Source organism: Arthrobacter sp. 05L44 (assembly GCF_056397605.1).
This window is the reverse complement of sequence record NZ_JBFTNS010000001.1, coordinates 379,984-405,463: the sequence shown is the minus strand read 5'-3', so window position 1 is coordinate 405,463 and position 25,480 is coordinate 379,984. Positions and strand designations below refer to the sequence as shown.

The window sequence follows — 25,480 nt, the reverse complement described above, 5'->3', positions numbered from 1 at the left end:
GCGGAAAGTGATCTTGGGTGGCAGCGAGGTGGATGCGGTGGTACGGGCGGCCAACATCTTTCTCCGGGTCGCCGCGCAGTCAGTGGCAGAAGTAGAAGACGTGGTGACGACACCGCAGTTGCGGGTGCTGGTGCTCATCGCGAACCGCGGCCCGCAAAACCCCGGTGCTGTGGCTGTCGAACTGGGGGTCCATCCCTCGAACGCCACGCGAACGTGTGACAGGCTGGTACAGGCCGGGCTGATTGAACGGGGCGAGGATCCGCAGGACCGCCGCCTATCCAAGCTGGTCCTCACCGCCAAGGGCATGCAACTGGTTGAGCAGGTCATGTCACACCGGCGTGAAGCGATAGCAGCGGTCCTGGAACACCTGCCCGCCCAGACCCGGAAGTCCCTGACCGAGGCCATGAACGCGTTCGCGAAGGCCTCCGGGGAGACTGAAACCGAAGACGGGCGCTTCGCCCTGGCCCTCCACCGCTGAATCGACATAGTTTCACCGCCGCTTGCGTAGGGCCGCTGGCGGGAGCGCCGCGGGCCGGCGCGGCCTGATCCGACCGCTCAGGCCAAATTCCGTACCTGCGAACAGGGCGGCAACCACAGCGTCCAGCGCGGCGACCCTGCGGCGCCGCCGATCCGTAACCGCCAACCCCACCATGCTGGCCGAGTGCAACGAGTCCACCACACCGGCGCCGACGTGCAGCAATCGGGAGGCAGGCGCCGCACCAATGACCAGCGCCTGCAGGAGGTGCCTCGCGCCAAGAATACGGACCACTGCGCGAACCCGCCGGTCCGGCTGGTGTCCGAGCGCCAGGCGGAAGATCATGCCCGGACAGGCCAGCTGGCACAGTCCGTACACGGCCCGGGTGGCTTCCAGCGCCCTCACCGCACTGTCCTTCCCAGCAGCGAACCGCCGAAAGCCCACAGACCCAACGCGGTGGCGCCGGCAGCCGCAAGGACGGTGCCGTGGTGGTGGGAGGCCCATAGTTGAGGGCTCCGCGCCGCCGAGCGGGCATCGAACGCCCCGTGGGTGCCGAAATCCCGGTCCCCGTCGGCCGGTTCCCAGAGGTTGACGGGCTGTTCCGGGTCGCGGCGTTGCGGCCTCTGCTGGGAAGCGAATCCTTTCCGGGCCAGGTACCTGTCCAGCAGCCCGGGGGCCACAGCGTTCGCCACCAGGGTGGCTGCGGTGCTGGCCCCCACCCAGTACTCCCGGCGCTGCGGGTGGGCGGTGGCAAAGAGCACCCCGCGGGCAGCGACTTCCGGCTGGTAAATCGGCGGAACCGGCTGGGCCTTGTTCGGCACTCTGGAAAGCACCCAGCTGAACTGTGGCGTGTTGACCGCAGGCATTTGCACCATGGTCGTTTTGATCGGACTCCCGTCGTGCAGCAATTCGCAGCGAAGTGATTCGTTGAAGCCCTGGATGGCGTGCTTGGCGCCGCAGTAGGCGGACTGCAGCGGGATGCCCCGGTAGGCCAGCGCCGAGCCGACCTGGACGATGGTGCCCCGGTTATGTTTCTTCATGCGATCCAGCGCGATCATTGTTCCGTAGACGTATCCCAGGTAGCTGACGTCGGTGACGCGTTTGTATTCCTCCGGCTTGATCTCGGCGAAGGGGGCGAACACGGAAGTGAAGGCAACGTTGACCCAGATGTCAATCGGTCCCAGTTCCTGCTCTATGCGGCTTGCTGCCGCGTCGAGGGCATCATGGTCGGACGTGTCCACCGCGATGGTCAGGGCACGGCCGCCCGAGTCTTCGACTTCTTTGGCTGCACCGGCAAGCCCTGCCTCGCCGCGCGCCAGCAGGGCGACGGAGGCACCATGCCGGCCAAAGGCAATGGCCGTGGCCCGCCCGATACCGCCGCTGGCGCCGGTGACAACGATTGTCTTGTCCCTGAAGGTGTTCATGCGTGCTCCTCGTCCTCGCCCGGGCAAGCTCGCCCGGAGGTGGTTGGTGGTGCTCACTGTCAAGAATTCAGGCCCCGCCATGGTGGCGGGGGATCCGCCAGCCGCCGGGATGTTTCCAGCAGGGCTGCGTGCACAAAGGCCTGGGGGAAGTTCCCCCGGAGTTGGCGTTGTTCGATGTCGTACTCCTCTGTGAAGAGTCCCGGGGAGCCGCAGGCGGCACGGTTTCTTTCGAACCAGCGAGCCGCTTCCGTGGTCTCCCCGCTTTGGTGGAGGGCCATGGCCATATCGAAGCCGCACAGCAGGAAGGCGCCTTCGGATTGGTCCAGCGGCCGTCCGTCCTGGCGGAAGCGGTACAGGTACCCGTCGTGGGCAAGGTCGTCCCGGATCGCTTTGAGAGTGGCCACGGACCGGGGATCGTCGGCCGGAAGGGCGCCCCGGATTACCGGGAGAAGCAGGGACGCATCGACCCGGTCGTCGTCGGGTGCCCGTTGCCACCGTCCGCTGGAATGCAGGCAGTCGTTGGCCACATCGGTAATGAGGGCGTCAGCCTGCGAGGTCCACGCGGCCCCCTGTTGCGGCGGGGCATTGCGGCCGATGGCGCGCAACCCGGCGGCGCAGATGAGGCGGGAGTGGGCCCACCTTCTGTTGTCGAGTTCCCACATGCCCGCGTCAGGTTCCTGCCACCGCGCCATGATGGCCTCCGCGCAGATCTCCGCCGCCTTCCAGTGCTCGAGGTTCAGACGGTCATGCTCCGCAGCGGCGGCGAACAGCAGCAAGGACTCCCCGAATGCGTCCAGCTGGAACTGGTCATTGACCCAGTTGCCGGCCTTGCCGGACCCCCCGGGGTAGCCGGGCAGCCCAACATCCCATTCATCCGGGACCCGGCCCCCCTCGGTGGTGTAGGCCGGCTTCATTTCCGGTCCGTCCGTGAGCAGCCTCGCCGAAACAAAACCGACCGCGCTATCCAGCAGCGGAAACATCTTGCAGGCCGCCACCGACTGGCCGACAAAGCACTGATCCCGGATCCACGCGTAGCGGTAGTCGTAGTTCCTTTTCTGCCCGGCCCGTTCGGGCAGGCCCATGGTCGACGCGGCGACCATGGCTCCTCCCACCCCGGTCATTCCGCGAAGAACGGCGTAGGACTGCCGGCAGTCGTCCGCGGATATGGTGTTGTCGAAGCGGGGGACTGCCGAGTGCCACGCATTTTCTGTCGCGCTCCACGCCGGAGCGGCCTGCACGGGCTCCGCGGGCAGTTCGCGGTTGGAGATTTCCAAAACCAGATCGTGGTGTTCGCCTTCGGCAAGTTGGAGAACCACTTCGAGTCCTTCCGATCCCGCCTTCGCCCCCGGCGCGCCGCCGAGGCGGATCCTGAGGTCTCCGGAGCTCGCGGTCCATAGACCGTCGGCACAGGAAAGCCTGGTCATCTTGTGCTTGCCGAAGTTCGCTCGGGCGTCCAACGTCACCCGCACGGTTACCTGGCCCCGCGCGGCACGGATCCGGCGCAGCAGCACGGCCCGGGTTGGATCCCCGGGGTACGCCAGCGCTTCCCGGCATTCAATAATTCCTGAGCCGGTTACCCACCGGCTCACCCAGATCAGCGTTCCGTCCTCGTACTGTCCGCCCCAGACGTTGTGCGGGTCGGTAGGCGTCACGGCGTACGTTCCGGGGCCGCCCAAGAGTCCCGAGAACACCGCGTCGTCCTGCCATTGCGGTGCACACATCCACACCACTTCCCCACCGGGGCCTATTAGGGCCGCACGGGCGCCGTCGGCAACCATTGCGTACTCACGTAAAACGTGAGGGGGAAAGCCCGGAAGCGAATTACTAAGCATGTTATGTAGCCTAAGCGCAATAATTGCGTTATCGCAATGAATAACCTGAAGAATTGCTGGGCGCCCGGCGGTGGCCGAGCTGGGATGGGGAATCGGCGGGGCGTTCCCTAGTGTTGTTTCTCTTCACGGTCCTGGCCGAGGTGGAGCTTTCCTTTGACCCGTTCGATTCCTTCGGCGACCAGGGCCTTAGCGGAGTCGCGTACGACCCCAATCTCGTCGGGGTCCTTCTTGAGAAGGGCTTCTGCGGTGTGCTTGGCGAACTCAAGGGTGATGTGCGGGGGAAGGGGTGGGACGTTCTTGCTGGTGTACGCGTCGATGAGGGTGACACCGTGGTTCGCGAATGCGGTCTCCCATGCGCCGGCGACCTCACTGTCGGTCTTGACCCGGATGCCGGTAAACCCGAGCAATTCCGCCCACCCGGCATAGTCAACCGACTGGACGTCCTGGGAGGTGGGCCACACAGGATTGGCGTCCTCGGTACGCATTTCCCAGGACACCTGTGTGAGGTCGTTGTTGTGCAGCACCATGATGATCAGCTGCGGATTCTCCCATTCCTGCAGGTATTTCTTGATCGTGATCAGTTCGTTCAAGCCGAGCATCTGGAAGGCCCCGTCACCGATGGTGCAGACAACAGTACGGTCCGGATAGGCGAACTTTGCCGCTATGGCGTAAGGCATCGCGGCGAGCATGCTGGCAAGGCGTCCGGAAAGATCACCAAGCATGCCGCGGCGGAGTCGGATGTGGTGTCCGTACCAGTCCGCCGTGGATCCGGCGTCGGCGGTGACGATGGCCTGCGGGGGCAGGCGCTTGTTCAACTCGTGGTAGACGCGTCGGGGGTTGACGCCGTCCTGATAGGTCAGCATGGCCTGGGCTTCCATCTCGTTTTCCCACTCCACCATTTCCTCGGCGACGGTGTTCTGCCAGGAGAGGTCGGTTTTTGCCTCTAGATGCGGGATGAGCGCGGTGAGGGTTGCCCTCACGTCACCCCACAGGTTGAGTTCGGTGGGGTAGCGCAATCCCATTTGCTCGGGCTTGAGGTCGACTTGGATCGCGCGTGCCTGTCCGCTCTCGGGCAGGAACTGGCTGTACGGGTAGTTGGTGCCGAGGAATACGAGGGTGTCGCATCCGCTCATCTGGTGGGCACTGGGCAGGGAGCCGAGGAGACCGAGTTGCTGCGAGTGGTGCGGCACGTCGGAGGGGATCACTTGTTTGGCGCGAAGGGCCGTGATCAGGCCGGCACCGCAGAGCTCGGCGGCCCTGAGGACCTCGTCGGTGGCCCCGTTTGCGCCGTGGCCGACAATGAAGGTGACTTTACTGCCAGCATTGAGGATGCCGGCGGCCTTCACGATCTCGCTTTCCGGGGGGACGATTGAGATGGACGGGGCAACGGCACTGGAGCGTGACACCCAGTTCTGCGGAGTGAGTTCGGGCATGTTCATTCCCTGCACGTCATGGGGAATGATGATCACGGCCGGACCCAGCCGTACCCTGGCGGTACGGAAGGCGGTGTCAACGACCGCCTGGGCCTGCTCGGGTGAGACGATCGTCTGGACGTACACGGCGACATCCGACAGGGTGCGTTCGAGGTTGCTCTCCTGCTGCGTAAAGGTGCCCAGCGAGTTCAGCCCCTGCTGGCCCACGATCGAGACGACCGGCTGGTTGTCCATCTGGGCGTCATAGAGGCCGTTGAGCATGTGGAAGGCGCCCGGGCTGGAAGTGGCAACGCAGACGCCGACTTCACCGGTGAACTTGGCGTGGGCGGTTGCCATCAGGGAGCAGATCTCCTCGTGCGTGGGGCGCACGTACTTAAGTCCCGCTCCATCGCGCTGGGCCTTCTCCAAGGCACCGTCGAACTCACCGATCCCGTCGCCGGGAAAAGCGAAGATCCGGCTGACTCCCCATTCCTTGACGCGTTGGACCACAAAATCGCTAACAGTTGCCATGGTTCTTCCTCCTACTATGTTCCGAGGGCGGGCGGGCGGCGTGCGGCCATGGCCGTCATGAGCAGTTTGGGGCCTACCCGAGGACTGCCGGCGCGCCGTGGTAATTGTTCAGCTGCCAGCCCGGACTGCCGCAGCGGCGAGGATAAAGCCGGTGAGGGCAGAGGCGGCGCACAGTATCCAGAGCACGCCGACGACGCCGCTTTTCTGCCGTACGACGAGGGGTCCCGCCGTGGCCGCGACACCGGCCCGAATCAAGGCGGTACCCGCGCTGGCGACGGCGATTGTCCAGCACAGCCACTGGATGACGGCCGTTGAACCTTGTTCCATGGTCTTCCTTCCTAAAGGGGGCGTATGCGGCAGGCTGCCCGCACGGCAGTTCCTTGCATTTACGCTATCATTGCGTAAGCGCAATGGAAATAACTTCGCCTCGCCCCCTTGCCGTGGCACTCCAAGGACGGCTGTTGTGCGACGGGGCTCTGAGGCCGGGGGAACTCCGCGCAGCGCAATGGATGCTCCGTGAGTGGGCCAGCGGGCCCGGATTGGATCGTGGTAGTGATGGGGTCTTTGCCTCTGTGGCTTCTGATCGTTATTTTCGTCGGCGCCTCGGTCGTGATTTGGTTCGCTGGCATCCAGCTCTCCAGGAAGACCGACATTCTGGACAAGCGCTTCCATCTCGGCTCAGCTCTGGGCGGGTTGATTCTTTTGGCCATCGCGACGAATCTTCCCGAGCTTGCCATCACGGTCAGCGCCGCCATGTCCGGGGACCTGGAAGTTGCTGTGGGCAACATCCTCGGCGGCATTGCCCTGCAGACAGTCGTTTTGGTGGTGCTGGACGTCTTCGGCGTTAAGGGAAAGCACCCCCTGACCTACAAGGCTGCGTCCCTGACGCTCGTCATCGAGGCCGTGACTGTCGTCGCCGTGCTCGCCGTGGTCATCGCCGGAAGCCAGATGCCATCAGGCGTAGTGTTCGCGCGCGTGACGCCGAGTGCGGTTCTGATCGCAGTCGTATGGGTTGTGGGTTTGTTACTTGTCCAGCGCGCGCAGAAACACCTTCCCTGGCAGGAGGAAGGCGAGGCCCCGGAAAGCCAGTCCGAACCCAGGGGCCACAGCAAGGCAAAGAGTCAGCACGACTCCACGAAAACACAGGGCACCGGCGCTTCTGTTGCTGTTTTTGCTGTCGCCGCCGTCGCCACCCTGATTGCCGGCGTCGTGCTTGAACAAAGTGGCAGTGCAGCAGCGGAGCAGGTCGGTCTCTCCGGTGTGCTCTTCGGCGCCACTGTGCTGGCCCTGGCAACGTCCCTGCCGGAAATTTCCACCGGCCTCGCCTCGGTACGCCAGGGTGATTACAAGCTGGCAGTCAGCGACATTTTTGGCGGAAACGCCTTCCTTCCGGTTCTTTTCCTTCTGGCGGTCCTCATCTCCGGCAAGGCGGTCCTGCCGCAGGCCCAGGCCACCGACATCTACCTCACGGCCCTGGCGATCCTCCTCACTGTCGTGTACCTGCTGGGTCTGCTTTTCCGGCCCCAGCGGCGCATAGCGAGGATGGGGGCCGATTCCCTGATTGTGCTGGTGCTCTATGCGCTCGGCGTCGCCGGACTCTTCGTCGTCGCCGGAGGATGAGGGCCCTTGCCATACCCTGCGAGCGGGAAGCGGAGAACCACGATGAAAGGAAGCCCATGAATACCGACCCAAGCAAGTCCGGCGCCGTGAATGCTGAGCCACTCGAAGGGGACCCTGCCGGGCAGGACCCCACCGTTAACGTCCCTGCTGCGGACGTGAAGCTGCAGCTTCAACTTGCGATCTTCGAGGCAAGCAAGGACTCCGAAGGCAAAAGCCTCGCCGAGATCCTGGAGAGGCTGCGGTCCGCTTTCGCTGCCCGCGGCGTTGCGGAACCGCCGGCCACCTGGCTGGAGTCCGTCGCCTCTTCGGCGTTCTACGGTGAGCCCTACCTCATTGATTTCCCCACTGCGGTCGCAGCAGACTCCGCCGTGCCCGCTCCCAATCAAGAAGTCCGGAACCGCCTCGCGGGCCGCCGCGGGCTTCGAGCGGAAAAGCTTCCGCCCGGAATCTTCCCCTCCAGGGACGACTGGGACGTGCCCATCATCGAATCTCCCGCGGGTGCCCCCGAGGCTGTGAACCGGGCCGTCATTTCCCGGCGGACGACGAGAATCGCCGTGGGCCTGGTTTTCGTAGGAGTCGTGGTTGCCATAGTCCTGGTCACCCAGTCTGCCCGCACATCCAACCGGCGCCGGACGACCCTGCGGGCCAACCCCCGCGGAGGGGAAGTCGGCTAAGGCGGTAAGCTCAGCGGCCCACTGGCTCCCCGCCGCTCTCAAGTTGGATGAAAGGTTATTCCATGACGGAACGTGGTGGAGTTCCGCTTCAACGTCTAGTCCGCCTGAGACCGCAAAGGGATGGCCGCCGGGAACACCTGTTCTCGGCGGCCATGCACTTTTTCGGGCCGAGGGAAAATGAAGCCGCCTGCAAGCCTCGGCTGAGACCTCTCAATCGGACGGATGACGGCTCGACTCGTCCGCAGCAAAACGCTGGCGTGCTGTGTTCAGTCCTGGTCCGACCGGAACGTGGCCGGTTGCGGCTGCCAGCCCGAAGACTGGCATGTCGCTGTACATGCTTTCCCTGCCACCCGGGATTGTTTCGTAGGTCTCATGCCATATGCCGACGTCACCGGTGCCGGCAGATTCGCGCATGAACCTGCGCCAGGGCTCAAGGTGCGGCGCTGACCGGTCCGCCGCGAACCGTTGCAGATGCTCCGGGCTCTTCCAATAGCTGACAATGATGGTGGTCCGGCCGAACCATTGCTGGTAGCCCAGCAATCCGGCCTCCGGCGTCTTGGCCAGATAGTCGAGCATCTTTGGCATGGACGCGCCCACGCTTGCCACCTTCCCGAACTTTCGCCACCGGTTCGCGCGCATCCCGATGAGGAAGACCGTAACCGGGCCCCTGGGAGCGGCAGTGAATCGGCCTTTTTGCACTTGTGTCATCATTATTTCCTTTCCATAACAGTGTTACGGAACAGTGTTATGCCATACTGGGCAAATGGCAAGACCTGTAGTTCATGACGATGCCCTGCGCCGCAGCCTGCTGGAAACCGCAGCCTCCCAGATCGCCAGCGACGGCGCCGCCTTCGTGTCGCTGCGCGGTCTTGCTGCTGCCGCGGGGACCTCGACGACGGCGGTCTATTCACTCTTCGGAGGCAAAGCGGAACTGCTGAGTGCCGTGCTCGACGACGGCTTCGCTTCCTTTGCTGCCTCCCAAAAGGCGGCAGCTGCCGGGGGCCTCGAAGCACTGGGGCGGGCCTACCGGGCCTGGGCGCTGGAGCATCCGGTCCTCTACGGCCTGATGTTCGGCGGCTCATTGGCCAGCCAGGTGCCGTGCCGCCCGACGCCAGGAGCCGTTGAGCCAGCGATCGGGCCGCTGTTCGCCGCCGTTACATCAGCGCTGCCCGGAGCATCGGAGGATGAGATCGCCTCGGCGGTGGGAGTTGTGTGGGGCCAAGTCCATGGACTGGTGTCCCTGGAACTTGCCGGGACGCCAGCGGCCGGCTGGACTTGGGACGCGGCGTATGATGCCGCACTCGGGCAGATTGACCGCTCGCTGGGAGCCTAGGGAAGGACCTTGGCCCCAAGCGAAGGAAGGTTGGAAGTGGAGGTCTGACGGCCGTTGGTCCGGCTCCGCAAGTTATTCACATGTGGCAGGATTCTGAACCGCGCAACCTGCTGTCCGTTCAGAATCGGTCGTATGGGAATCCGATACTACGCCTACGCATTTGACCGTGATCAGGCCCGGAAAGCACTTGCTGACCCGCGCGCCGTGATCGGCCCCGACCCGCTCGCGGACGCATTCGGCCTTGAGCCTGGCTTCATTCAGGGCGTCACAGACCTCCGGCAATCTCTGCCGGAGCGCGACCTCCTTTATCTCGATAAGGCATGGCCGTATTTGCAGCGGCTAACCGCTCCCCGCTCTTCGGGTGCCGCGGCCAGAGCTTCCTACCGGATGTTCGAAGGGCAGGTGACACACTCCGACGATGGTTTTTCCTGGTACCCGTGGGTGCGTGCACTTCCGCCGCACGAGGTCGCACTGATTGCCCGGGACCTTGAAGCGATCAACCACCGCGACATCAACTCCGCCTTGGGCGGGTCCTGCTCATACGGCCAGTCGCTGGAGTCCGAGGTGGCCTATGCCGCCGCTTTCCTGGACAGAGCGAAAGTCTTCGTCAGCGCGGCCGCCTCGGACGGGCGCGGATTTGCCTACATCATCGGTTGATGGAGGTTCAGCAGCAACGGGCGGGACGTCGGGGGCGACCATTGTGTCCACCGGGAGCAGCCCCCGCTGCTGCTCTTACGCAGGGGCGATCGTCGTGTCCGGCGAGGGGGCCGGGACGGCAGGTTCGGGGCGGGCCACCGTTTTGTAAATGGTCCATCCGACGGCGGTAAGGGGCACCGCGAGCAGCGCACCGATGACGCCGGCCAGTGTCGCCCCGGCGGCCAGGGCGAGGATGATGACCAGTCCGTGGATTCGCAGGACATGCCCCATGAAGAGGGGCTGGAGGATGTGGTGTTCAAACTGATTGGCGGCGACCAGAATGATCAACACCACCAGGGCCGGCACCGGGCCGTTCTCGACCAGGGCGACCAGGACGGCCAGGCTTCCCGCCGCCGTCGCCCCGATGATCGGAATGAAGCCGCCCAGGAAAACGACTGCGGCCAGCGGCAGCGCAAGCGGCACTCGAAGGATCAGCAGCCCAATCAAAACAATCAGGGCGTCGATGCCCGCGATGATGAGCGTCCCGCGGACGTAGCCTCCCAGAACAACGATGCTGCGGTTCGCGGCAAGATGTGCCGTTTCCCGGCGATCCGCGGGGAGGAAACCGATAAGAAAGGCGCGGATCTTCTCGCCGTCCTTGAGGAAGAAAAACAGAATCACGGCCGTCAGGACCGTTCCTGCCGCTATCTCCCCGGCGGTCCTCAACCCGGTCAGTGCATCGGCGCCAAGATTTCCCCCGGCCAGGAACTTCTGGACCTCGGTTTTGAATGCGTCGATTTGAGCGTTAGACAGGGCGACCGGCCCGGTGGTGATGAATTCCTGGAGTTGTCCGACGCCGGCCTCAGCCCGGGCTGCCAGAGCAGGGGCCTGTTGCCGTACCAGTGTCACGATGCCCCCGACGACGCCGGCCGCCGCGGCCAGGATCACCAGGAACGACGACAGCACGGCCAAGGCCCGCGGCCAACCGTGCGCTGCCAGCCCCCTGACGACAGGTGCCATCGCTGACGCCAGGATTAGGGCGATGAGGACGGGGGTCGTTACGAGCGGAACCCGCGTCGCTACGGTCACAACGATCCAGACCAGTGCGGCCAGGGACACTATCTGGATGGCACGGATGCTTGACCGGCCGAGCCGATCCGTCCATAGCCTGCCCAACCGGGGTGCAAGGGTCGGGGAGTTCGGTGGGCCCTGCGGCGTCCCCTCGCCCGATTCAACCTGGTTCATGACACGCCACCCTGCCGGTCAGGAAACTCCTGCTTTTGCTTACGGCGGTTCTTCACCAGTTCAACTCCGATCGGAACGAAGGAGGCCAGGACGATGATGATGAAGATCAGGTCGATGTTGGCGCCGATCCAGTCAAAGTGTCCCAGCCAGTATCCCAGCAGCGTGACACCCACACCCCAGAGAAGTGCCCCGGCGGCGTTGTAGAGGATGAACGACCGGTAGCGCATCCTCGCGACCCCGGCCGTCACCGGGAGGAAGGTCCGGACGATGGGTACGAAGCGGGCCAGCACCACTGACCGGCGGCCGTACTTCTCGAAAAAAGCATGTGCCTTCTCAACGTATTCGCCGCGCAGGAGCCTGGACTCGGGTTTGTTGAAGACGGAGGGTCCTGCCTTCCGGCCAATCAGATAGCCAGTCTGGTCGCCGGCGAAGGCCGCCACAAACGCCGCGGTTGCGAGGAGCGCGATGTTTACCTGGATGGTGCCGGTTGAAACGAGCAGGCCCGCCGTGAACAACAGCGAATCCCCGGGCAGGAAGAAGCCGACCAGCAGCCCTGTTTCGATGAACAGGAAAACGCACACGATGGCAACCGCCCACGGCGCGAGGGCCGGGTTGCGCAGGAACTCATTAGGATCCAGCCACGGGGGCAGAAGCCCGGTGACTGGTGTAACCGGGCCGGCGGGCAACGCCGCTGCGAACACAAGTGGGTTCATGCCTCCAGAGTAGGCCAGGGGGGTGCTGGTTTCCGGTGCTGCCGCGCGGGGGAGCAGCAGCACCGATAAGGGGAGAGGACCGTATGCCGGTGCCCGGGCGGGGATAGGTGGCGAGTGGCGGGATCGCGGATTGGGCGGCAGATGGTTGCCTGGAATAACCAAGGGCGTCACCTGGATTTAAGCTGGAATCCGTAGGTTCGTTGGCATGACAAAAGTCTCAAAAACAGCCAGTGGATCCACCAGCGGGCGAGAACCCGGCCCCTCCGTCCTGCGCCAGCTCTCGAAGTCGGTTCGCGCCCGCAAGCCCCTTGCCATTGTGGCGGCGGGCTGCACGTTGGCAGTCCTCGGCGGAGCGGGTATCGCTGCCGCTTCGACGCTTCCGTTCGGTCAGCAGCAGGTCGGAACCCAGAACAACGACGGGGAGCAGATCTCCTCGAATCAGGTGATCAAACCCATCGGCGACCGTCTGATGACTCCGTTCGGCAAGATTATGGGCTCGACCGTCAGCCCGGACGGCCGCTATCTCGTCGCGACGAGCGCTGACCGCTCAATCGATGTGCAGGTTTTTGACCTCGCGACCTATAAGCCGGTGGCCGCTGCGGGCACGCTCTCGGATGCCTCATTTGCGGCCGCGGCGGGAAAAGCAGGCTTCGCCAACATGGCATACCAGCACATCACGGATGGCTCCGTGGGCCAGGAAGGCCCGGTCTTCTCGCCTGATGGGAAGTTCGTCTACGAACCTGTTGCGGGCGGGATCCTCCGTTACCCGTTCAACCCTGACGGTTCGCTCGGGACCGCAACTGCCATCAGCATCCCCAACGCGGGCGACAAGCAGGCCCTGACTGCCGGCATGGCGTTTTCCCGCGACGGCTCGACCCTGTACGCAGCCGTGAACGGCCAGAACGCGGTCGTCGCAATCGACCCGACGTCGGGTACGGTCAAGCAGACTTTCAGTACGGGCATCGCCCCGCGGCAGCTGAAGCTCGTCGGAACAAAGCTGTACGTTTCCAACGAGGGAGGCCGGCGGGCTCTCGCCGGGGAACCGACCATGGATTCCTACGGCACTCAGGTTCCCGCAGACCCCAAGCTCGGCACCTCCACGACCGGCACGCTGAGCGTTATCGACACGACCGACCCCGCGGCGACGGTATCGTCCATCGACGTTCAGCTGCACCCGACCGCGATGTACCTTGACGGCCCCACGCTGTACGTGGCGAACACCAACAGCGACACCGTCTCAGTGGTGGACACCGCCAGCAACAAAGTTCTACAGACCATCGCGACGCAGCCGTGGGCGTCATCCCGGGTCGGCTATGAACCTACAGCCCTGACTATGCGGGGTGACCACCTGCTGATCTCGCTCGGCCGTGCGAACGCCGTCGCAGTCTACAAAATCAACAAACACGATCCCAGGGACCCGGCCAGCTACATCGGGCTGCTCCCGACGGACTACTACCCCGGCAACATCACCGCGGTGAAGAACCAGATTGTAGTCACCAATGTCCGCGGCATCGACGCGCTCGGCCCCGACCAGACCATCAGCGAGGGCCCGGGCACCACGTCGGCGACCGGGCACGGCACGCACTCCACGACGGCCTCGCTCACCAGATTTACCCTGCCCGGTGACGACAAAATACGGCAGTACACGGACACGGTGTTCCGGCAGAACGGGTGGGACGGCAACTCCGCCAAGCAGGCAACGGAGGGTCAGAAGGAAGATCAAAACGACCACGGCGCGGCCGTGGCGGTGCCAAAGCGGATCGGGGAACCCTCGGCGATCAAGCACGTGTTCCTGATCGTGAAGGAGAACCGCACCTACGACCAGGTCTACGGCGACATGAAGCAGGGCAACGGCGACGCGTCACTGGCCCAGTTCGGCGCCAAAGTGACTCCGAACCAACACGCCCTCGCCAGCCAGTTCAGCCTGTACGACAACACCTACGACATCGGTACGAACTCGGCCGAGGGCCATAACTGGATGATGCAGGGCGACGACCCGGCATATACGGAGACGAGCGCCGGTGAGTACAAACGCTCATACGACACCGAGAATGACGTCCTGGGCCACCAGCGCTCAGGGTTCCTCTGGACCTCCATACAGGATGCAGGCCAGACCGCCAGGAACTACGGCGAGTTCGACTCCACCGAGGGCAAACCGGCCGGCGCGACGTGGCAGCAGTACTACTGCGCCGCCACGAGCACGATGGCCGGGGGCGACCCGGCAAAGCTGTTCACCCCGGAACTGCAGATGCACGCCGGCTCGTCCATCCCTTCGCTCAGCACAATCACGGACCCGAACGCGGCGCCGTTCGACACATCGGTGCCGGATATTTACCGGTACGCGACCTGGAAGCAGGACTTTGAGAAGAACGGACCGAAGAACTTCCAGATGACGTGGCTCTCCAGCGACCACACCGGCGGCACCGCCGACCCCAGGGCGCAGGTCGCCGATAACGACCTCGCCGTGGGCAAAATCGTCGACGAAATTTCGCACTCCCGGTACTGGAAGGACTCGGCAATCTTTATCGCCGAGGACGACAGCCAGAACGGCACCGACCACGTAGACGGCCACCGCGCCCCGGTCCAGGTCATCAGCCCCTACGCGGCGCACGGCAAGACAGTCAGCACCTTCTACTCACAGATCAACATGGTGCGGACCATTCAGCAGATCCTCGGCGCCCAGCCGCTGAACCAGAAAGTCGCCGCGGCCACCCCGATGTTTGACGCCTTCACCAACAAGGCCGATCTGACACCGTTCAACGCGGTCCCGAACCAGATACCACTCACCGAGGGTGTGAAGACCGCGCCCGCCTGCGGCCCCGACACCCTGGGCCAGACTGGGCCCGGCGCCGCAGCGGTAAACACCGCGGCAGCCAAAGCCGTCGCTGTCCCGGCACCGATGAAGGAAACCGCCGAAGAGTGGGGGACCTGGTCCGAGAGGCAGCACCTGACAGGAAACGGCGCGAAGGAAGACTCTGCGGACCCGAACCTGTTCAACCGCTGGACCTGGTACCAGACCCACACTTGGGAAAGCCCCTACCCCGGCGACACCAAGATCTATGGACCCGCTGACGTACCGGGCGTACCCGCGGGCTCATCGAACCACGAGGACGGCTGATCAGCACCGGTCCGCAAACGTAAGTGACCACCCCAGAGCGCCGGAGCCTGGTCTCTGGGGTGGTCACGCAGCGGGCGCAGGAAACGTAGCCTCAATTCCGCTAAAACAGAGGCCAGGGCACCGCGGGCATGTCACCGCTCGGAGCCGGAAACCGTCCCGCCCGGCGCAACCGGATGCAGCGCGCGGCGAGCGATTCGATCTCCTCGGCCGTGAGCAGGTCCGTCAGCTCCCGGCCCAGCCCACCGTCCAGCCCCTCGCTGACCCGGCCGATGCCGTCGCGTTCCTCTGCGGTCAGGGCGTCACCAAGCCATCCCCACAGCACTGTGCGCAGCTTGTGGTCACGATGGAACGTAAGTCCGTGGTCCACGCCGTGCCGGTGTCCGTCCGCCATGGCCAGAATATGGTCCCCTTTGCGATCGGCATTGTTGACGACGACGTCGAACACCGCCATCCGTCTGAGCGCTGGCGAGTCCTCGTGAATGAGGGCGACCGTCCGTCCGTCCTCGTTCCGTCCTTCGAGAATGTGTTTCCACCCCGTCTCCGGAACGTGGCCCGTCTCCACGAGGTCCACAGGGTTTTGCGCGGGGTCGCGGTCCTGCCAGAGCTGCACCATTCCCAGGCCCAGGGGTCCCTCGCGCAGCCAGGTCTGCGGCACAATGTCCCAGCCGAGGGCCTGGGAGACCAGATAAGCAGCCACCTCCCGGTGAGCCACGGCGCCGTCGGGAAAATCCCATAGCGGGCTTTCGCCTGCCATCGGCTTATAGACGACCACCACGTCGCCAATGCTGCCCAGAAAGGTGGCGTTTGACGCCGTCGTGATGCGGCCGGTGAGCGTCAGTTCGGCGGTCACGAGGTCCGGTGCCGGCATCAGACTTCGGGAAGGGTACAGATGTGCCCGTCGGCGTCTATGGGATATCCGCACAGTGGACACGTTGGGCGCCCGGCGCCGACGATCTCCCGGGTGCGTTTCGCGAAAGCGCGGGCGGTGCCCACCGGCATGCGTACCAGCACCATTTCGGGCTTTGAATCGCTGTCCGCATCAGGGAACTCGTCGATGTCATCATCATCGGCATCGGTGATGGGGTAGGCCTCCAGGACGACCTGCGCCGTTGTCGGATCCCAGCCCAAGCTCATGGCGCCGGTTCGGAACTGCTCTTGGACGGCCTCGAGTTCGTCATTGTCGACCAGTTCAATGGGGGTGCTTGCGGGAACACTGAAAGGGTTGCCCTCGACGGTGCTCAGCTGGTCGAGAATCTCGTCGATCTTTTCGGCGAGGAGAGCCGACTGCTGCTTCTCCAGGGCAATGCTCACAATTTGCGCCCCGGCGCGCACCTGCAGATAGAACGTGCGCGCCCCCGGAAGGCCAATGGTGCCGACGACGACCCGATCGGGCCAGACAAACTCGTGAACACGTGTAGGCATGTCAGTATTTTAGGCACATGAGGTTCATGGCGCCTTCTGCCCTGCACCGCCGCCCACCGGCGCATCACCAGATTGAATGCCGTTCGACAGCCATGACAGATCACCCGCGTCGGTATTGGTCGCGTAAACGCTTGGCCGGCTGGCGCCGTAGCGCACGATCGATATTGACGCGGGGCCAACGTTGATGCGCTGGAACAGGTCAAGGTGCATGCCTAGCGCGTCGGCGAGGATTGACTTGATGATGTCTCCGTGGCTCACCGCCGCCCAGACCGCCCCCGGCCCGAACTCGGCTTCGAAGGCTGCATCGTGGCGCCGAATCGCCGCCACTGACCGGGCCTGCATGGTCGCCATGGATTCACCGCCGGGAAAGACGACGGCGGACGGTTGCGACTGCACGACCGGCCACAGCTCCTCGGAGGCGAGATCGCTGAGCTTCCGGCCCTGCCACAAGCCGTAATCGCACTCGGTAAGATCGGGATCGACCGGGGCGTAGGGCGTGCCCGCCTGGCGGTCGAGGATGAACTGGGCGGTCTGCCGACAACGCTCCAGGGGACTCGATACCACCCCGGCCAGGGGCACGGCAGCTAGCCGGCCTCCGGTTAGAGCTGCCTGGTCGCGGCCGACGTCGTCAAGGCCGACGCCGGGTGCCCGGCCGGCCAGCAGTCCAGTGGCATTTGCTGTGGTGCGGCCATGCCGCACGAGAATGACGGTCGCCATCCACCCAGCCTAACCACCCGTTCGATGCAGGCGTGACCGCAACGGCGGGCCCTGTCGAAGAACCCTGGACGGGCCGCCGGCCAGCTCGGCATGCGATAGTGGGGATGCGCCTCCTCCGGCATCTCGGCCCCGCCTGCAACACACAGAGGAACACCCATGGTGAACGTCCAGACCGAAATACTGATCCGGCAGCCCCGCGAGCTCGTGGCCAGCTATGCGTCCGACCCGGACAACGCACCGGCCTGGTACGTGAACATCCGTTCTGCACAATGGCAGACGCCGCGGCCCCTGGCTGTCGGATCCCGGGTCGCCTTCACCGCGCGGTTTCTGGGCCGAAATTTGGATTATGTCTACGAGTTCACCGAACTTGTGCCGGGCCACAAACTCACCATGCGGACAAGCCAGGGGCCGTTCCCGATGCGGACCAGCTACACCTGGTCCGACGAGGATGGCGGCACCCTCATGACCCTCCGCAATACTGGTGAACCCTCCGGGTTCTCGACGCTTGCCGGCATCGTTATGGCGCCCATGATGCGCAGGGCCATGCGCAAGGACCTGGCGAAGCTCAAGAGGGTCCTCGAAGCCCGCTAGAGGAACACGATCGTGGGGAGTACTTTCGATTCACCACTACTTTGACCCCAAAGCTCCACCTCTTTGGCCTCCCGCGACAGTAATATCCGATTAACTCGACAAGCCCCGATCCGCATGGATCTGGGCTTTTTGCGGCATTAGGTCTTTATCCCGGACTCCCGGATTCGTCAATGAATTTCGACAAAATCTACTTAACGGGGCGGCCAATTGTTGCAGCTCGATAACGAACTATACCGGTGAACAACTTTCATGCCGTTCTTCAGCGCAACGGGTTTACGCTTCATGCCATGTGAGACGCGCCACACTGCCGCTGGGGGAGTGTGGACGTCTGTCTGGTGCCTCAGGCGCCGGTCTCATCCACACCACAGAAACAAGGAGGCGGAATGCGATTCGGTCGTATTTCCAAAGCAGTGGGGGTCGCGGCAGCTGCAGCACTCGCACTGAGCGCTTGCGCGGGCAACAGTGGCGGGTCAACCCCGTCGTCCGCGGCGGCAGCAGCCAAATCAGGCGGATCGGCAACAGTCGTCGAGGTGAACGCGTTCAACACGTTCAACTCCAACACCGCTGACGGCAACACGGATATCAACTCGAAAGTCAGCTACGCCACCCACTCCGGGTTCTTCTACATCGATAACAAGCTGAACGTTGTCCGCAACGAAAAGTTCGGCAAGATGGAAAAGGTCTCTGACAACCCGCTGACCGTCAAGTACACCATCAACGACGGCGTGAAGTGGTCCGACGGCACCCCCGTCACCGCCGCCGACCTGGTGCTCCAGTGGGCCGCCTTCTCCGGCTACTACAACGACGCCGACGCGGACGGAAAGAAGGGAACCTCCTACTTCTCCTACGCCGGCGATCCGACCGGCCTGGCGCTGACCGATTTCCCGCAGCTTGGCGACGACAACCGGTCCATGACCATCAAGTACTCCAAGCCCTTCGCTGACTGGGAAATCGCCCTTGGCGGCCCCGGCGTCGACATCCCGGCCCACGTCCTCGCCAAGAAGGCCGGCCTGGCCGACACCAAGGCGTTCTTGGACCTCCTGAAGGGTATGCCGCGCGGCGACGTCAAGAACCCGAAGCCGGCGAACAAGCAGCTCAAGGCCATGTCCGATATGTGGAACACCGGCTTCGACACCAAGACGCTGCCGGCCGACCCGAGCCTCTTCCTCTCCAACGGTCCCTACGTCGTCAAGGCGATGAACCAGGACCAGTCCCTGACCATGGTCAAGAACAAGGACTACAACTGGGGCCCGGAGCCCAAGCTGGACGAAATCACCGTCCGCTACATCGGTGAAGCTCCGGCCCAGGTCCAGGCGCTGAAGAACGGCGAGGCAGACATCATCGCACCGCAGGCTTCCGCTGACACCCTGGACCAGCTCAAGGCCCTCGAGAGCCAGGGCGTCACCGTCGACGTCGGCAACCAGCTCTCCTACGACCACCTTGACCTGAACTACAGCGGCCCGTTCGCTGACAAGAACGTCCGCGAGGCCTTCATGAAGACGGTCCCGCGCAAGGACATCGTCGACAAGATCGTCAAGAAGCTGGACGACAAGGCCAAGCCGCTCGATTCCCAGCTCTTTGTCCCGGACCAGGCCAAGTACGCCGACTCCGTCAAGGACAACGGCTCCTCCGCGTACCAGGATGTTGACATCGACGGTGCGAAGAAGCTGCTCAACGGCGCCACGCCGTCGATCCGCATCATGTACAACAAGGACAACCCCAACCGTGTTGACGCCTTCTCCCTGATCCGTGAGTCCGCCGCCAAGGCCGGCTTCAAGATCGTCGACGGCGGCCTCGGCAAGTCTGACTGGGGCAAGGCCCTCGGTGACGGCAGCTACGATGCCACCATCTTCGGCTGGATCAACTCGGGCGTCGGTGTCTCCGGTGTTCCGCAGATCTTCAAGTCCGGCAACGGCTCGAACTTCAACAAGTTCAGCGATCCCGAAGCTGACAAGCTGATGGACGAACTGATCGTCACCACCGACAAGGCCAAGCAGGATGACCTCATCCAGCAGGTCGACAAGAAGATCTGGGCTTCCAGCTACGGCCTGCCCCTCTTCCAGGCTGTTGGTGTGGACGCGTACAGCGACCGCATCACCGGCGTGAAGTACATGCCGAACCAGACCGGTGTCTGGTGGAACTTCTGGGAGTGGGCACAGAAGTAGCCCGCAACCCCAAGTGACACTTGCTAGCTGAAGGCGTCGGGACCACGGCTTTACGGTCCCGACGCCTTTCTAGCGACCCTCCCCGGCGATGACTGGCGCGGCCGCGTCGGCCGGGGCATCCGGCCTAATTCTGCGACCGGTCCGGGCGATCCCTGGGCCCGAATACCGAGGTTCTATTCCCCATGGTGACCTACATAGTCCGGCGGCTCATGACTGCCGCCCTCATTCTTCTCGGCGCATCCTTCCTGGTGTACATCCTGACAGCGGCGTCAGGTGACCCCCTCGAGGAGTACCGCGCCATCAGCGCAGCCAACAAGCAGCAGCTGATGGACGCCCGCACCGAACTCTTGCAGCTGGACCTCCCCGCGCCGCTGCGCTACTTCAAGTGGCTCGGCGGGGCCGCCCAATGCCTCGTCCCGTTCGCCAATTCCTGCGACCTTGGCAAAAACATCGTCGGGCAGCCGGTGACCGACGCCCTGGGCCACGCCCTGATCCAAACCCTGACGCTGATTACCGGAGCCACCGTGCTGGCCATCCTGATCGGCATCACGCTGGGAATCATCACCGCCCTGCGCCAGTACAGCGCGCTGGACTACGGCGTCACGTTCATGGCGTTCCTCTTCTTCTCCCTCCCCATCTTCTGGGTGGCCGTCCTGCTCAAGGAATTCGGCGCCATCGGCTTCAACAACTTCCTGCGCAATCCCGAGATTCCGATCGTGACGGCCGTCGGCATCGGCCTGGTCCTCGGGCTCGTGACGGCGGTGGCCGTCGGCGGTGAACTCAAACGCAGGGTCATCAGCGGCGGAGTGGTCTTCCTCTTCGTTACCGCCGTCCTGGTCTACTTTTCCGCCACCGAATGGTTCAAGACCCCGGGCCTCGGCCCGGTGATGATAGCGATCGCCGGCGTCGGCCTCGCCTTCGCCGTCACCCTGCTTACTGCCGGCCTGAAAAACCGGAAGGCCCTGCAGTCGGCACTGATCGCCGCCGCCGTCGGGGTGGTCCTGTATTTCGTGGTCCAGCCACTGCTGGACCAGGCGACGTTCCTGATGATCGTGCTGCTGGCCATCGCGGCTGTCGGCGTCGGCCTCGGCATCGGATACCTGGTCGGCGGCTACGACCGCGGGCAGTCAATGCGTGCGGCCGCGATCACCTCGTTCCTGGTGGGCTTCCTGATCCTGCTGGACCGCTTTATGCAGGCATGGCCCACGTACTTCAACAACAGCCGTGTCCGCGGCCGCCCCATCGCCACCATCGGGGCAACCACCCCGAACATCGAGGGCGACTTCTGGGTCCTGGGCCTGGACTCCTTCACGCACCTGATCCTGCCGACTCTGGCCCTGATCCTGATCTCCCTAGCCAGCTACACCCGATTCACCCGAGCCTCCATGCTGGAGATCATGAACATGGACTACATCCGCACCGCCAGGGCCAAGGGCCTGACGGAGCGCACCGTGGTCATGCGCCACGCCTTCCGGAACGCACTGATCCCGATCGCCACCATCGTGGCCTTCGACATCGGCGGGCTGATCGGCGGTGCCGTCATCACCGAGTCGGTCTTCTCCGTCCGGGGCATGGGTTTCCTGTTCCTGGACGGCATCTCGCACGTCGACCCCAACCCCGTGATGGGTGTCTTCGTGTGCGTGGCCATCACGGCCATGGTCTTCAACCTCATCGCGGACCTCGCCTACTCCGCACTTGATCCGCGCGTAAGGGTAAAAGCATGAGCCAGCCAAGCCAGCAAGACGAAATCATGGCCGAAGAGGCCACCCTCCCGCAGACGCCCGCGGCCGGGATCGAACCCGTCCTCGAGGCCAAAGGCCTGAGCCAGGGGCAGATTGTCCGCAAGCGCTTCCTGGGCCACTCCGGCGCCATCATCGGCCTGGCCGTGTTCGCACTCATCTTCATCGTCGCGTTCACGTCAGTCGGTTACCTGGGCCTTCCCGGCTGGTGGAAGTACAACCACGAACAGGTCTCACCGCTGGTCAACGACGGCGCCCCGACGTCGTCGCTGTGGCCCCTGGCTTGGGGCGAGCATCCGTTCGGCCAGGACCGGATCGGCCGCGACCTGTTCGCCATGACCATGCGCGGCGCCCAGCAGTCGATCACCATCATGATTGTCATCGGCATCATCGCCGGCTTGATCGGCGTTGTGGTCGGCGCGGTCTCTGGCTACTTCCGCGGCTGGGCCGAAGCCATCCTGATGCGGCTGACAGACGTAATCATCATCGTCCCGGCCCTGCTGCTTGCCGCTGTTATGGCGCAGATGGCTGGCCGGCGCGACTCCGGCAGTTGGTTCGCCGCCTTCGCCAGCACCAACGGCGTGCTGGCCCTGGGCATCTTCCTGGGCCTGATCAGCTGGGTCAGCCTGGCCCGCCTGATGCGCGGCGAGTTCCTGTCCCTGCGCGAGCGTGAATTCGTCGACGCCGCCCGGATCTCGGGCGCAAGCAACGCCCGGATCATCTTCAAGCACATCCTGCCCAACGCCGTCGGCGTGCTGATCGTCAACGTCACCCTGACCATGTCAGCCGCCATCCTGACCGAAACAGCGCTGAGCTTCCTCGGCGTCGGCGTCAAGGCACCGGACACCTCCCTGGGCCTGCTCATCTCACAGAACCAGCAGGCCTTCGCGACCCGCCCGTGGCTCTTCTGGTTCCCCGGCCTGTTCATTGTGCTGATCTGCCTCAGCATCAACTTCATCGGCGACGGGCTGCGGGATGCGTTCGATCCGCGGCAGAAGAAGTTCAACGCCAAGAAGGCCAAGGATGCGTCCGGCCGTATCCCGGAGGCTACCCCCGTCACCGCCCTCGATGGACCCAAGGACCGCTAGATGCGGTGCAGCCCCGCCCCGGGGGAGAGGGCAATCAGGAGCCGCTCCGGCGGCCAGCTACTGGGCGGCCACGGCCCAGTAGCTGGCCGCCAGCAGCACGACGACGACGCCGATCGCCGCCCAGCGCGGCGTGACGGTCACGGCGATGGCGTCCGAATCAGTGTCGGCCGCGGCCACTGCGCCGCTTTCCACCTGGTCCCGCCAGCGGCTGCGCACGAGGCGGGCAGCCTGGCCGGAATCGGTGGACTTGAGGTCACCGGGCCGCACCGACTTTCCCGGCCCGTAGCTGGTATCCGGCAGACCGGCCAGGTCCTCCGGGCGGGCGTTACGCCCGCCCCAGATGCCGGGGGCGGGCGCCGCCCAGGCGGCGTAGCTTTTCTCCGCCGTCACGAGGGTGAGCGCATAGCGGGTGTCGACGTGCACCAGGGCGGCCCACGGCACCAGTACGGTGCGGAACGGGTTCTCCAGGGTCACGCCGCCGTCGTCCACCACAACGGCCGGCATCCAGAAGAACTGCCAGCCCAGCAGGGCGATCAGGAGCAGCGGAGCCGTCCCGGCCAAGGCGGCGGGACCCGCAGCGGCGACCGTCACCACCAGGCCGACCAGCGCCACGGTCCAGGCCAGCCACGCGAACCATTTGTTCGTGCGGGCCTTGAAAATTTCTACGTTCCCGGCAGAGGGCACAGTGCTCATGCCCCCCATAATTCAGTATTCCGAGTTCCAGCACTAATCACCGGTGTGCCGGCGGCTCGGGTGGAAGGAAAAACCCGACATGACTGACTTCATCACCCTGGATCCGGCCCCGGCCCCCGCGCCCGGAAAAGGCGACACCGTCCTGGAGGTCCGTGACCTCAGCGTGGACTTCGGCGTGGACAAAAAATGGGTGCCCGCCGCGATCGGACTGAACTACGACGTGCGGGCCGGCGAGGTCCTGGCCATCGTGGGGGAGTCCGGCTCCGGCAAGAGCGCGAGTTCCATGGCGCTGCTGGGCCTGCTTCCCAGCAACAGCCGGGTCAGCGGCAGCGTGAAGCTCGGCGGCAGGGAACTGCTCAGCGGCAACGATGCGAACATCCGGGCGGTCCGCGGCAAGGACGTCGCGGTAATTTTCCAGGAACCCATGACAGCCCTGAACCCGGTGTACACCGTGGGTGCACAGATCGTCGAAACCATCCGCCTGCACAACGAGGTCTCGCCTGACCAGGCCCGCGAACGCGCCCTGCGGATGCTCGAACTCGTGGAACTGCCGGACCCGGAGAAGGCCTTCAAGTCCTACCCGCACCAGCTCTCCGGCGGGCAGCGCCAGCGCGCCATGATCGCCCAGTCGCTCTCCTGCGACCCCAAGCTGCTTATCGCCGACGAACCGACCACGGCCCTTGATGTCACCGTGCAGGCCGAAATCCTGGACCTCATGCGCAACCTGCGCAACAAGCTGGACAGTGCGATTGTGCTGATCACCCACGACATGGGTGTGGTGGCCGACCTCGCCGACCGGATCGCCGTGATGCGCCGGGGACTGATCGTGGAAACCGGTACGGCCGCGGAGATCTTCCACAACCCGCAGCACGAGTACACCCAGGCCCTCCTGGCAGCCGTGCCGCACCTGGGGCAGGGCGGTGCTGAAAGCGAGCCCGACGTCGACGTCACCGCAGCCCTGGCCGCCGCGACGCACGCCGACCTCGACGCGGTGCCGCGTTCGGAGCTGCTCCGGCGGGAGCGGGAGAACGCCGCGGCGCTGGCGGCCGCCGGGACGGCTAAACCGCAGGGCGATCCTGTCCTGGAACTCACCGACGTCGCTATCGAATACCCGAAGCAGGGACGGGTGCCGGCGTTCCGCGCTGTCGAGGGCGCCAATCTTGCCATCTACCCGGGCCAGGTCGTCGGGCTGGTGGGGGAGTCCGGCTCGGGTAAGACCACCATCGGCCGTGCCGCCGTCGGCCTGCTGCCGGTTGCCGCGGGCACCATGAAGGTGGTGGGCCAGGACATTTCCGCCGCCAAGAGGAACGGCCGCCAGTTGCACGAGATGCGCCGGCACGTCGGCATGGTCTTCCAGGACCCCTCGTCGTCGCTGAACCCGCGGCTGCCCATCGGTGAAAGCATCGGCGAACCGATGTTCCTCGCCGGCGTCGCCAAGGGGGCGGACCTGCAGTCGCGGATCGAGGCCCTGCTGGACCAGGTGGAGCTGCCGCGCGACTATCGCAACCGCTACCCGCACGAGCTCTCCGGCGGCCAGAAACAGCGCGTCGGCATCGCCCGGGCACTGTCGCTGAAGCCGAAGCTGATGGTGGCGGACGAGCCCACGTCGGCTCTGGACGTTTCCGTCCAGGCGAAGGTCCTCGAACTGTTCCAGGCCCTGCAGAAGGAACTGGGTTTTGCCTGCCTCTTCGTCACCCACGACCTCGCGGTGGTGGACGTCCTGGCCGACAGGATCTGTGTGATGCAACGCGGCCGGATTGTCGAGCAGGGCAGCCGCGACCAGATCCTCCGGAACCCGCAGCAGCCCTACACGCAGCGTCTCCTCGCGGCGGTTCCGCTGCCGGATCCGGAGAAGCAGCGCGAACGGAGGGAGCTGAGGGCGCAGTTGCTCGCGGGCGCGAGCTAGGCGGTTTTTAGGGGGTTTTCGGTTAACCCGTTATAACCCGCAGCCTCCGGAGGCGTATGGTACCAGCCAGTAATGTGTGACTTGAAATACGTTTCGATTGACGCTAGCCGTCACGAGATTGTTGAGTCACGGTTTGGCAACGGAGT

At 64.6% G+C, this 25,480-nt stretch carries 22 protein-coding genes; 11 read left to right on the top strand and 11 right to left on the bottom strand.

Annotated elements, in window-relative coordinates; translation table 11 throughout:
* The first annotated feature begins 103 nt into the window (after positions 1–103).
* Entirely contained in the window at positions 104–478 is a 375-nt protein-coding gene (locus tag AC1DHY_RS01830) for a MarR family winged helix-turn-helix transcriptional regulator (RefSeq protein WP_476903079.1), read from the top strand.
* Positions 479–876: 398 nt separating this feature from the next.
* Here AC1DHY_RS01830 and AC1DHY_RS01825 read toward each other — a convergent pair whose 3' ends face one another.
* From AC1DHY_RS01825 to AC1DHY_RS01810, 4 genes are all read right to left on the bottom strand, one after another.
* Positions 877–1,899, bottom strand: a complete 1,023-nt coding sequence (locus AC1DHY_RS01825; protein ID WP_476880119.1) for an SDR family oxidoreductase — start codon at positions 1,897–1,899, stop codon at positions 877–879.
* 59 nt (positions 1,900–1,958) lie between these two features.
* Positions 1,959–3,731, bottom strand: a complete 1,773-nt coding sequence (locus tag AC1DHY_RS01820) for a glycoside hydrolase family 15 protein (protein WP_476880120.1) — start codon at positions 3,729–3,731, stop codon at positions 1,959–1,961.
* Between the two features lie 107 nt (positions 3,732–3,838).
* Entirely contained in the window at positions 3,839–5,674 is a 1,836-nt protein-coding gene (locus AC1DHY_RS01815) for a thiamine pyrophosphate-requiring protein (RefSeq protein ID WP_476903078.1), read from the bottom strand.
* A 108-nt stretch (positions 5,675–5,782) separates the two neighbouring features.
* Positions 5,783–6,001, bottom strand: a complete 219-nt coding sequence (locus AC1DHY_RS01810) for a hypothetical protein (protein ID WP_476879987.1) — start codon at positions 5,999–6,001, stop codon at positions 5,783–5,785.
* A 228-nt stretch (positions 6,002–6,229) separates the two neighbouring features.
* Here AC1DHY_RS01810 and AC1DHY_RS01805 point away from each other — a divergent pair, with 228 nt between their 5' ends.
* The gene (locus tag AC1DHY_RS01805; RefSeq protein WP_476903077.1) at positions 6,230–7,294 is read left to right on the top strand and encodes a sodium:calcium antiporter; all 1,065 of its coding nucleotides are present in this window, start codon (positions 6,230–6,232) and stop codon (positions 7,292–7,294) included.
* 56 nt (positions 7,295–7,350) lie between these two features.
* Complete coding sequence (locus tag AC1DHY_RS01800; RefSeq protein WP_476879985.1) at positions 7,351–7,968, top strand: hypothetical protein; 618 nt, start codon at positions 7,351–7,353, stop codon at positions 7,966–7,968.
* Between the two features lie 210 nt (positions 7,969–8,178).
* Here AC1DHY_RS01800 and AC1DHY_RS01795 read toward each other — a convergent pair whose 3' ends face one another.
* On the bottom strand, positions 8,179–8,676 hold the full coding sequence (locus AC1DHY_RS01795; RefSeq protein ID WP_476903076.1) for a DUF4188 domain-containing protein: 498 nt from the start codon (positions 8,674–8,676) through the stop codon (positions 8,179–8,181).
* 55 nt (positions 8,677–8,731) lie between these two features.
* Here AC1DHY_RS01795 and AC1DHY_RS01790 point away from each other — a divergent pair, with 55 nt between their 5' ends.
* Together AC1DHY_RS01790 and AC1DHY_RS01785 are read left to right on the top strand one after the other, a co-directional pair.
* A complete protein-coding gene (locus AC1DHY_RS01790; protein WP_476879983.1) occupies positions 8,732–9,301 on the top strand; it encodes a TetR-like C-terminal domain-containing protein in 570 nt (189 codons plus the stop codon).
* 132 nt (positions 9,302–9,433) lie between these two features.
* Entirely contained in the window at positions 9,434–9,958 is a 525-nt protein-coding gene (locus tag AC1DHY_RS01785; RefSeq protein ID WP_476879982.1) for a hypothetical protein, read from the top strand.
* Between the two features lie 75 nt (positions 9,959–10,033).
* On the opposite strand, the gene AC1DHY_RS01780 is transcribed toward AC1DHY_RS01785, so the two are convergent.
* Positions 10,034–11,056, bottom strand: a complete 1,023-nt coding sequence (locus tag AC1DHY_RS01780) for an AI-2E family transporter (RefSeq protein ID WP_476879981.1) — start codon at positions 11,054–11,056, stop codon at positions 10,034–10,036.
* 122 nt (positions 11,057–11,178) lie between these two features.
* The gene (locus tag AC1DHY_RS01775) at positions 11,179–11,895 is read right to left on the bottom strand and encodes a VTT domain-containing protein (RefSeq protein WP_476879980.1); all 717 of its coding nucleotides are present in this window, start codon (positions 11,893–11,895) and stop codon (positions 11,179–11,181) included.
* Positions 11,896–12,100: 205 nt separating this feature from the next.
* On the opposite strand from AC1DHY_RS01775, the gene AC1DHY_RS01770 reads away from it, so the two are divergent.
* Complete coding sequence (locus AC1DHY_RS01770; protein WP_476903075.1) at positions 12,101–15,013, top strand: alkaline phosphatase family protein; 2,913 nt, start codon at positions 12,101–12,103, stop codon at positions 15,011–15,013.
* 100 nt (positions 15,014–15,113) lie between these two features.
* On the opposite strand, the gene AC1DHY_RS01765 is transcribed toward AC1DHY_RS01770, so the two are convergent.
* The 3 genes from AC1DHY_RS01765 to AC1DHY_RS01755 are packed head-to-tail and all read right to left on the bottom strand — an operon-like array spanning position 15,114 to position 17,152.
* Complete coding sequence (locus tag AC1DHY_RS01765; protein ID WP_476880298.1) at positions 15,114–15,881, bottom strand: SCO1664 family protein; 768 nt, start codon at positions 15,879–15,881, stop codon at positions 15,114–15,116.
* Positions 15,881–16,435, bottom strand: a complete 555-nt coding sequence (locus tag AC1DHY_RS01760; protein ID WP_476880297.1) for a DUF3090 domain-containing protein — start codon at positions 16,433–16,435, stop codon at positions 15,881–15,883. The genes AC1DHY_RS01765 and AC1DHY_RS01760 overlap by 1 nt, the downstream gene beginning before the upstream one ends.
* Before the next feature lie 24 nt (positions 16,436–16,459).
* A complete protein-coding gene (locus AC1DHY_RS01755; protein ID WP_476880296.1) occupies positions 16,460–17,152 on the bottom strand; it encodes a histidine phosphatase family protein in 693 nt (230 codons plus the stop codon).
* A 156-nt stretch (positions 17,153–17,308) separates the two neighbouring features.
* On the opposite strand from AC1DHY_RS01755, the gene AC1DHY_RS01750 reads away from it, so the two are divergent.
* The 4 genes from AC1DHY_RS01750 (at position 17,309) to AC1DHY_RS01735 (ending at position 22,735) form a co-directional block, all read left to right on the top strand.
* A complete protein-coding gene (locus AC1DHY_RS01750) occupies positions 17,309–17,743 on the top strand; it encodes an SRPBCC family protein (RefSeq protein WP_476880295.1) in 435 nt (144 codons plus the stop codon).
* A 383-nt stretch (positions 17,744–18,126) separates the two neighbouring features.
* Positions 18,127–19,908 carry an ABC transporter family substrate-binding protein gene (locus AC1DHY_RS01745; protein WP_476903074.1) on the top strand — a complete coding sequence of 594 codons (1,782 nt, stop codon included), beginning with the start codon at positions 18,127–18,129 and terminating at the stop codon, positions 19,906–19,908.
* A gap of 182 nt (positions 19,909–20,090) precedes the next feature.
* Positions 20,091–21,632 carry an ABC transporter permease gene (locus AC1DHY_RS01740; RefSeq protein WP_476903073.1) on the top strand — a complete coding sequence of 514 codons (1,542 nt, stop codon included), beginning with the start codon at positions 20,091–20,093 and terminating at the stop codon, positions 21,630–21,632.
* Positions 21,629–22,735, top strand: a complete 1,107-nt coding sequence (locus AC1DHY_RS01735; protein ID WP_476903072.1) for an ABC transporter permease — start codon at positions 21,629–21,631, stop codon at positions 22,733–22,735. Before AC1DHY_RS01740 ends, AC1DHY_RS01735 begins: the two co-directional genes overlap by 4 nt.
* A 57-nt stretch (positions 22,736–22,792) precedes the next feature.
* Here the strand turns inward: AC1DHY_RS01735 and AC1DHY_RS01730 are convergent, their stop codons facing one another.
* Entirely contained in the window at positions 22,793–23,428 is a 636-nt protein-coding gene (locus AC1DHY_RS01730; RefSeq protein WP_476880623.1) for a PH domain-containing protein, read from the bottom strand.
* Positions 23,429–23,507: 79 nt separating this feature from the next.
* Between AC1DHY_RS01730 and AC1DHY_RS01725 the strand changes: the two genes are divergently transcribed.
* Positions 23,508–25,334 (top strand): ABC transporter ATP-binding protein, encoded by a 1,827-nt coding sequence (locus tag AC1DHY_RS01725; protein WP_476903071.1) that lies wholly within the window; start codon positions 23,508–23,510, stop codon positions 25,332–25,334.
* Positions 25,335–25,480: the final 146 nt, after the last annotated feature.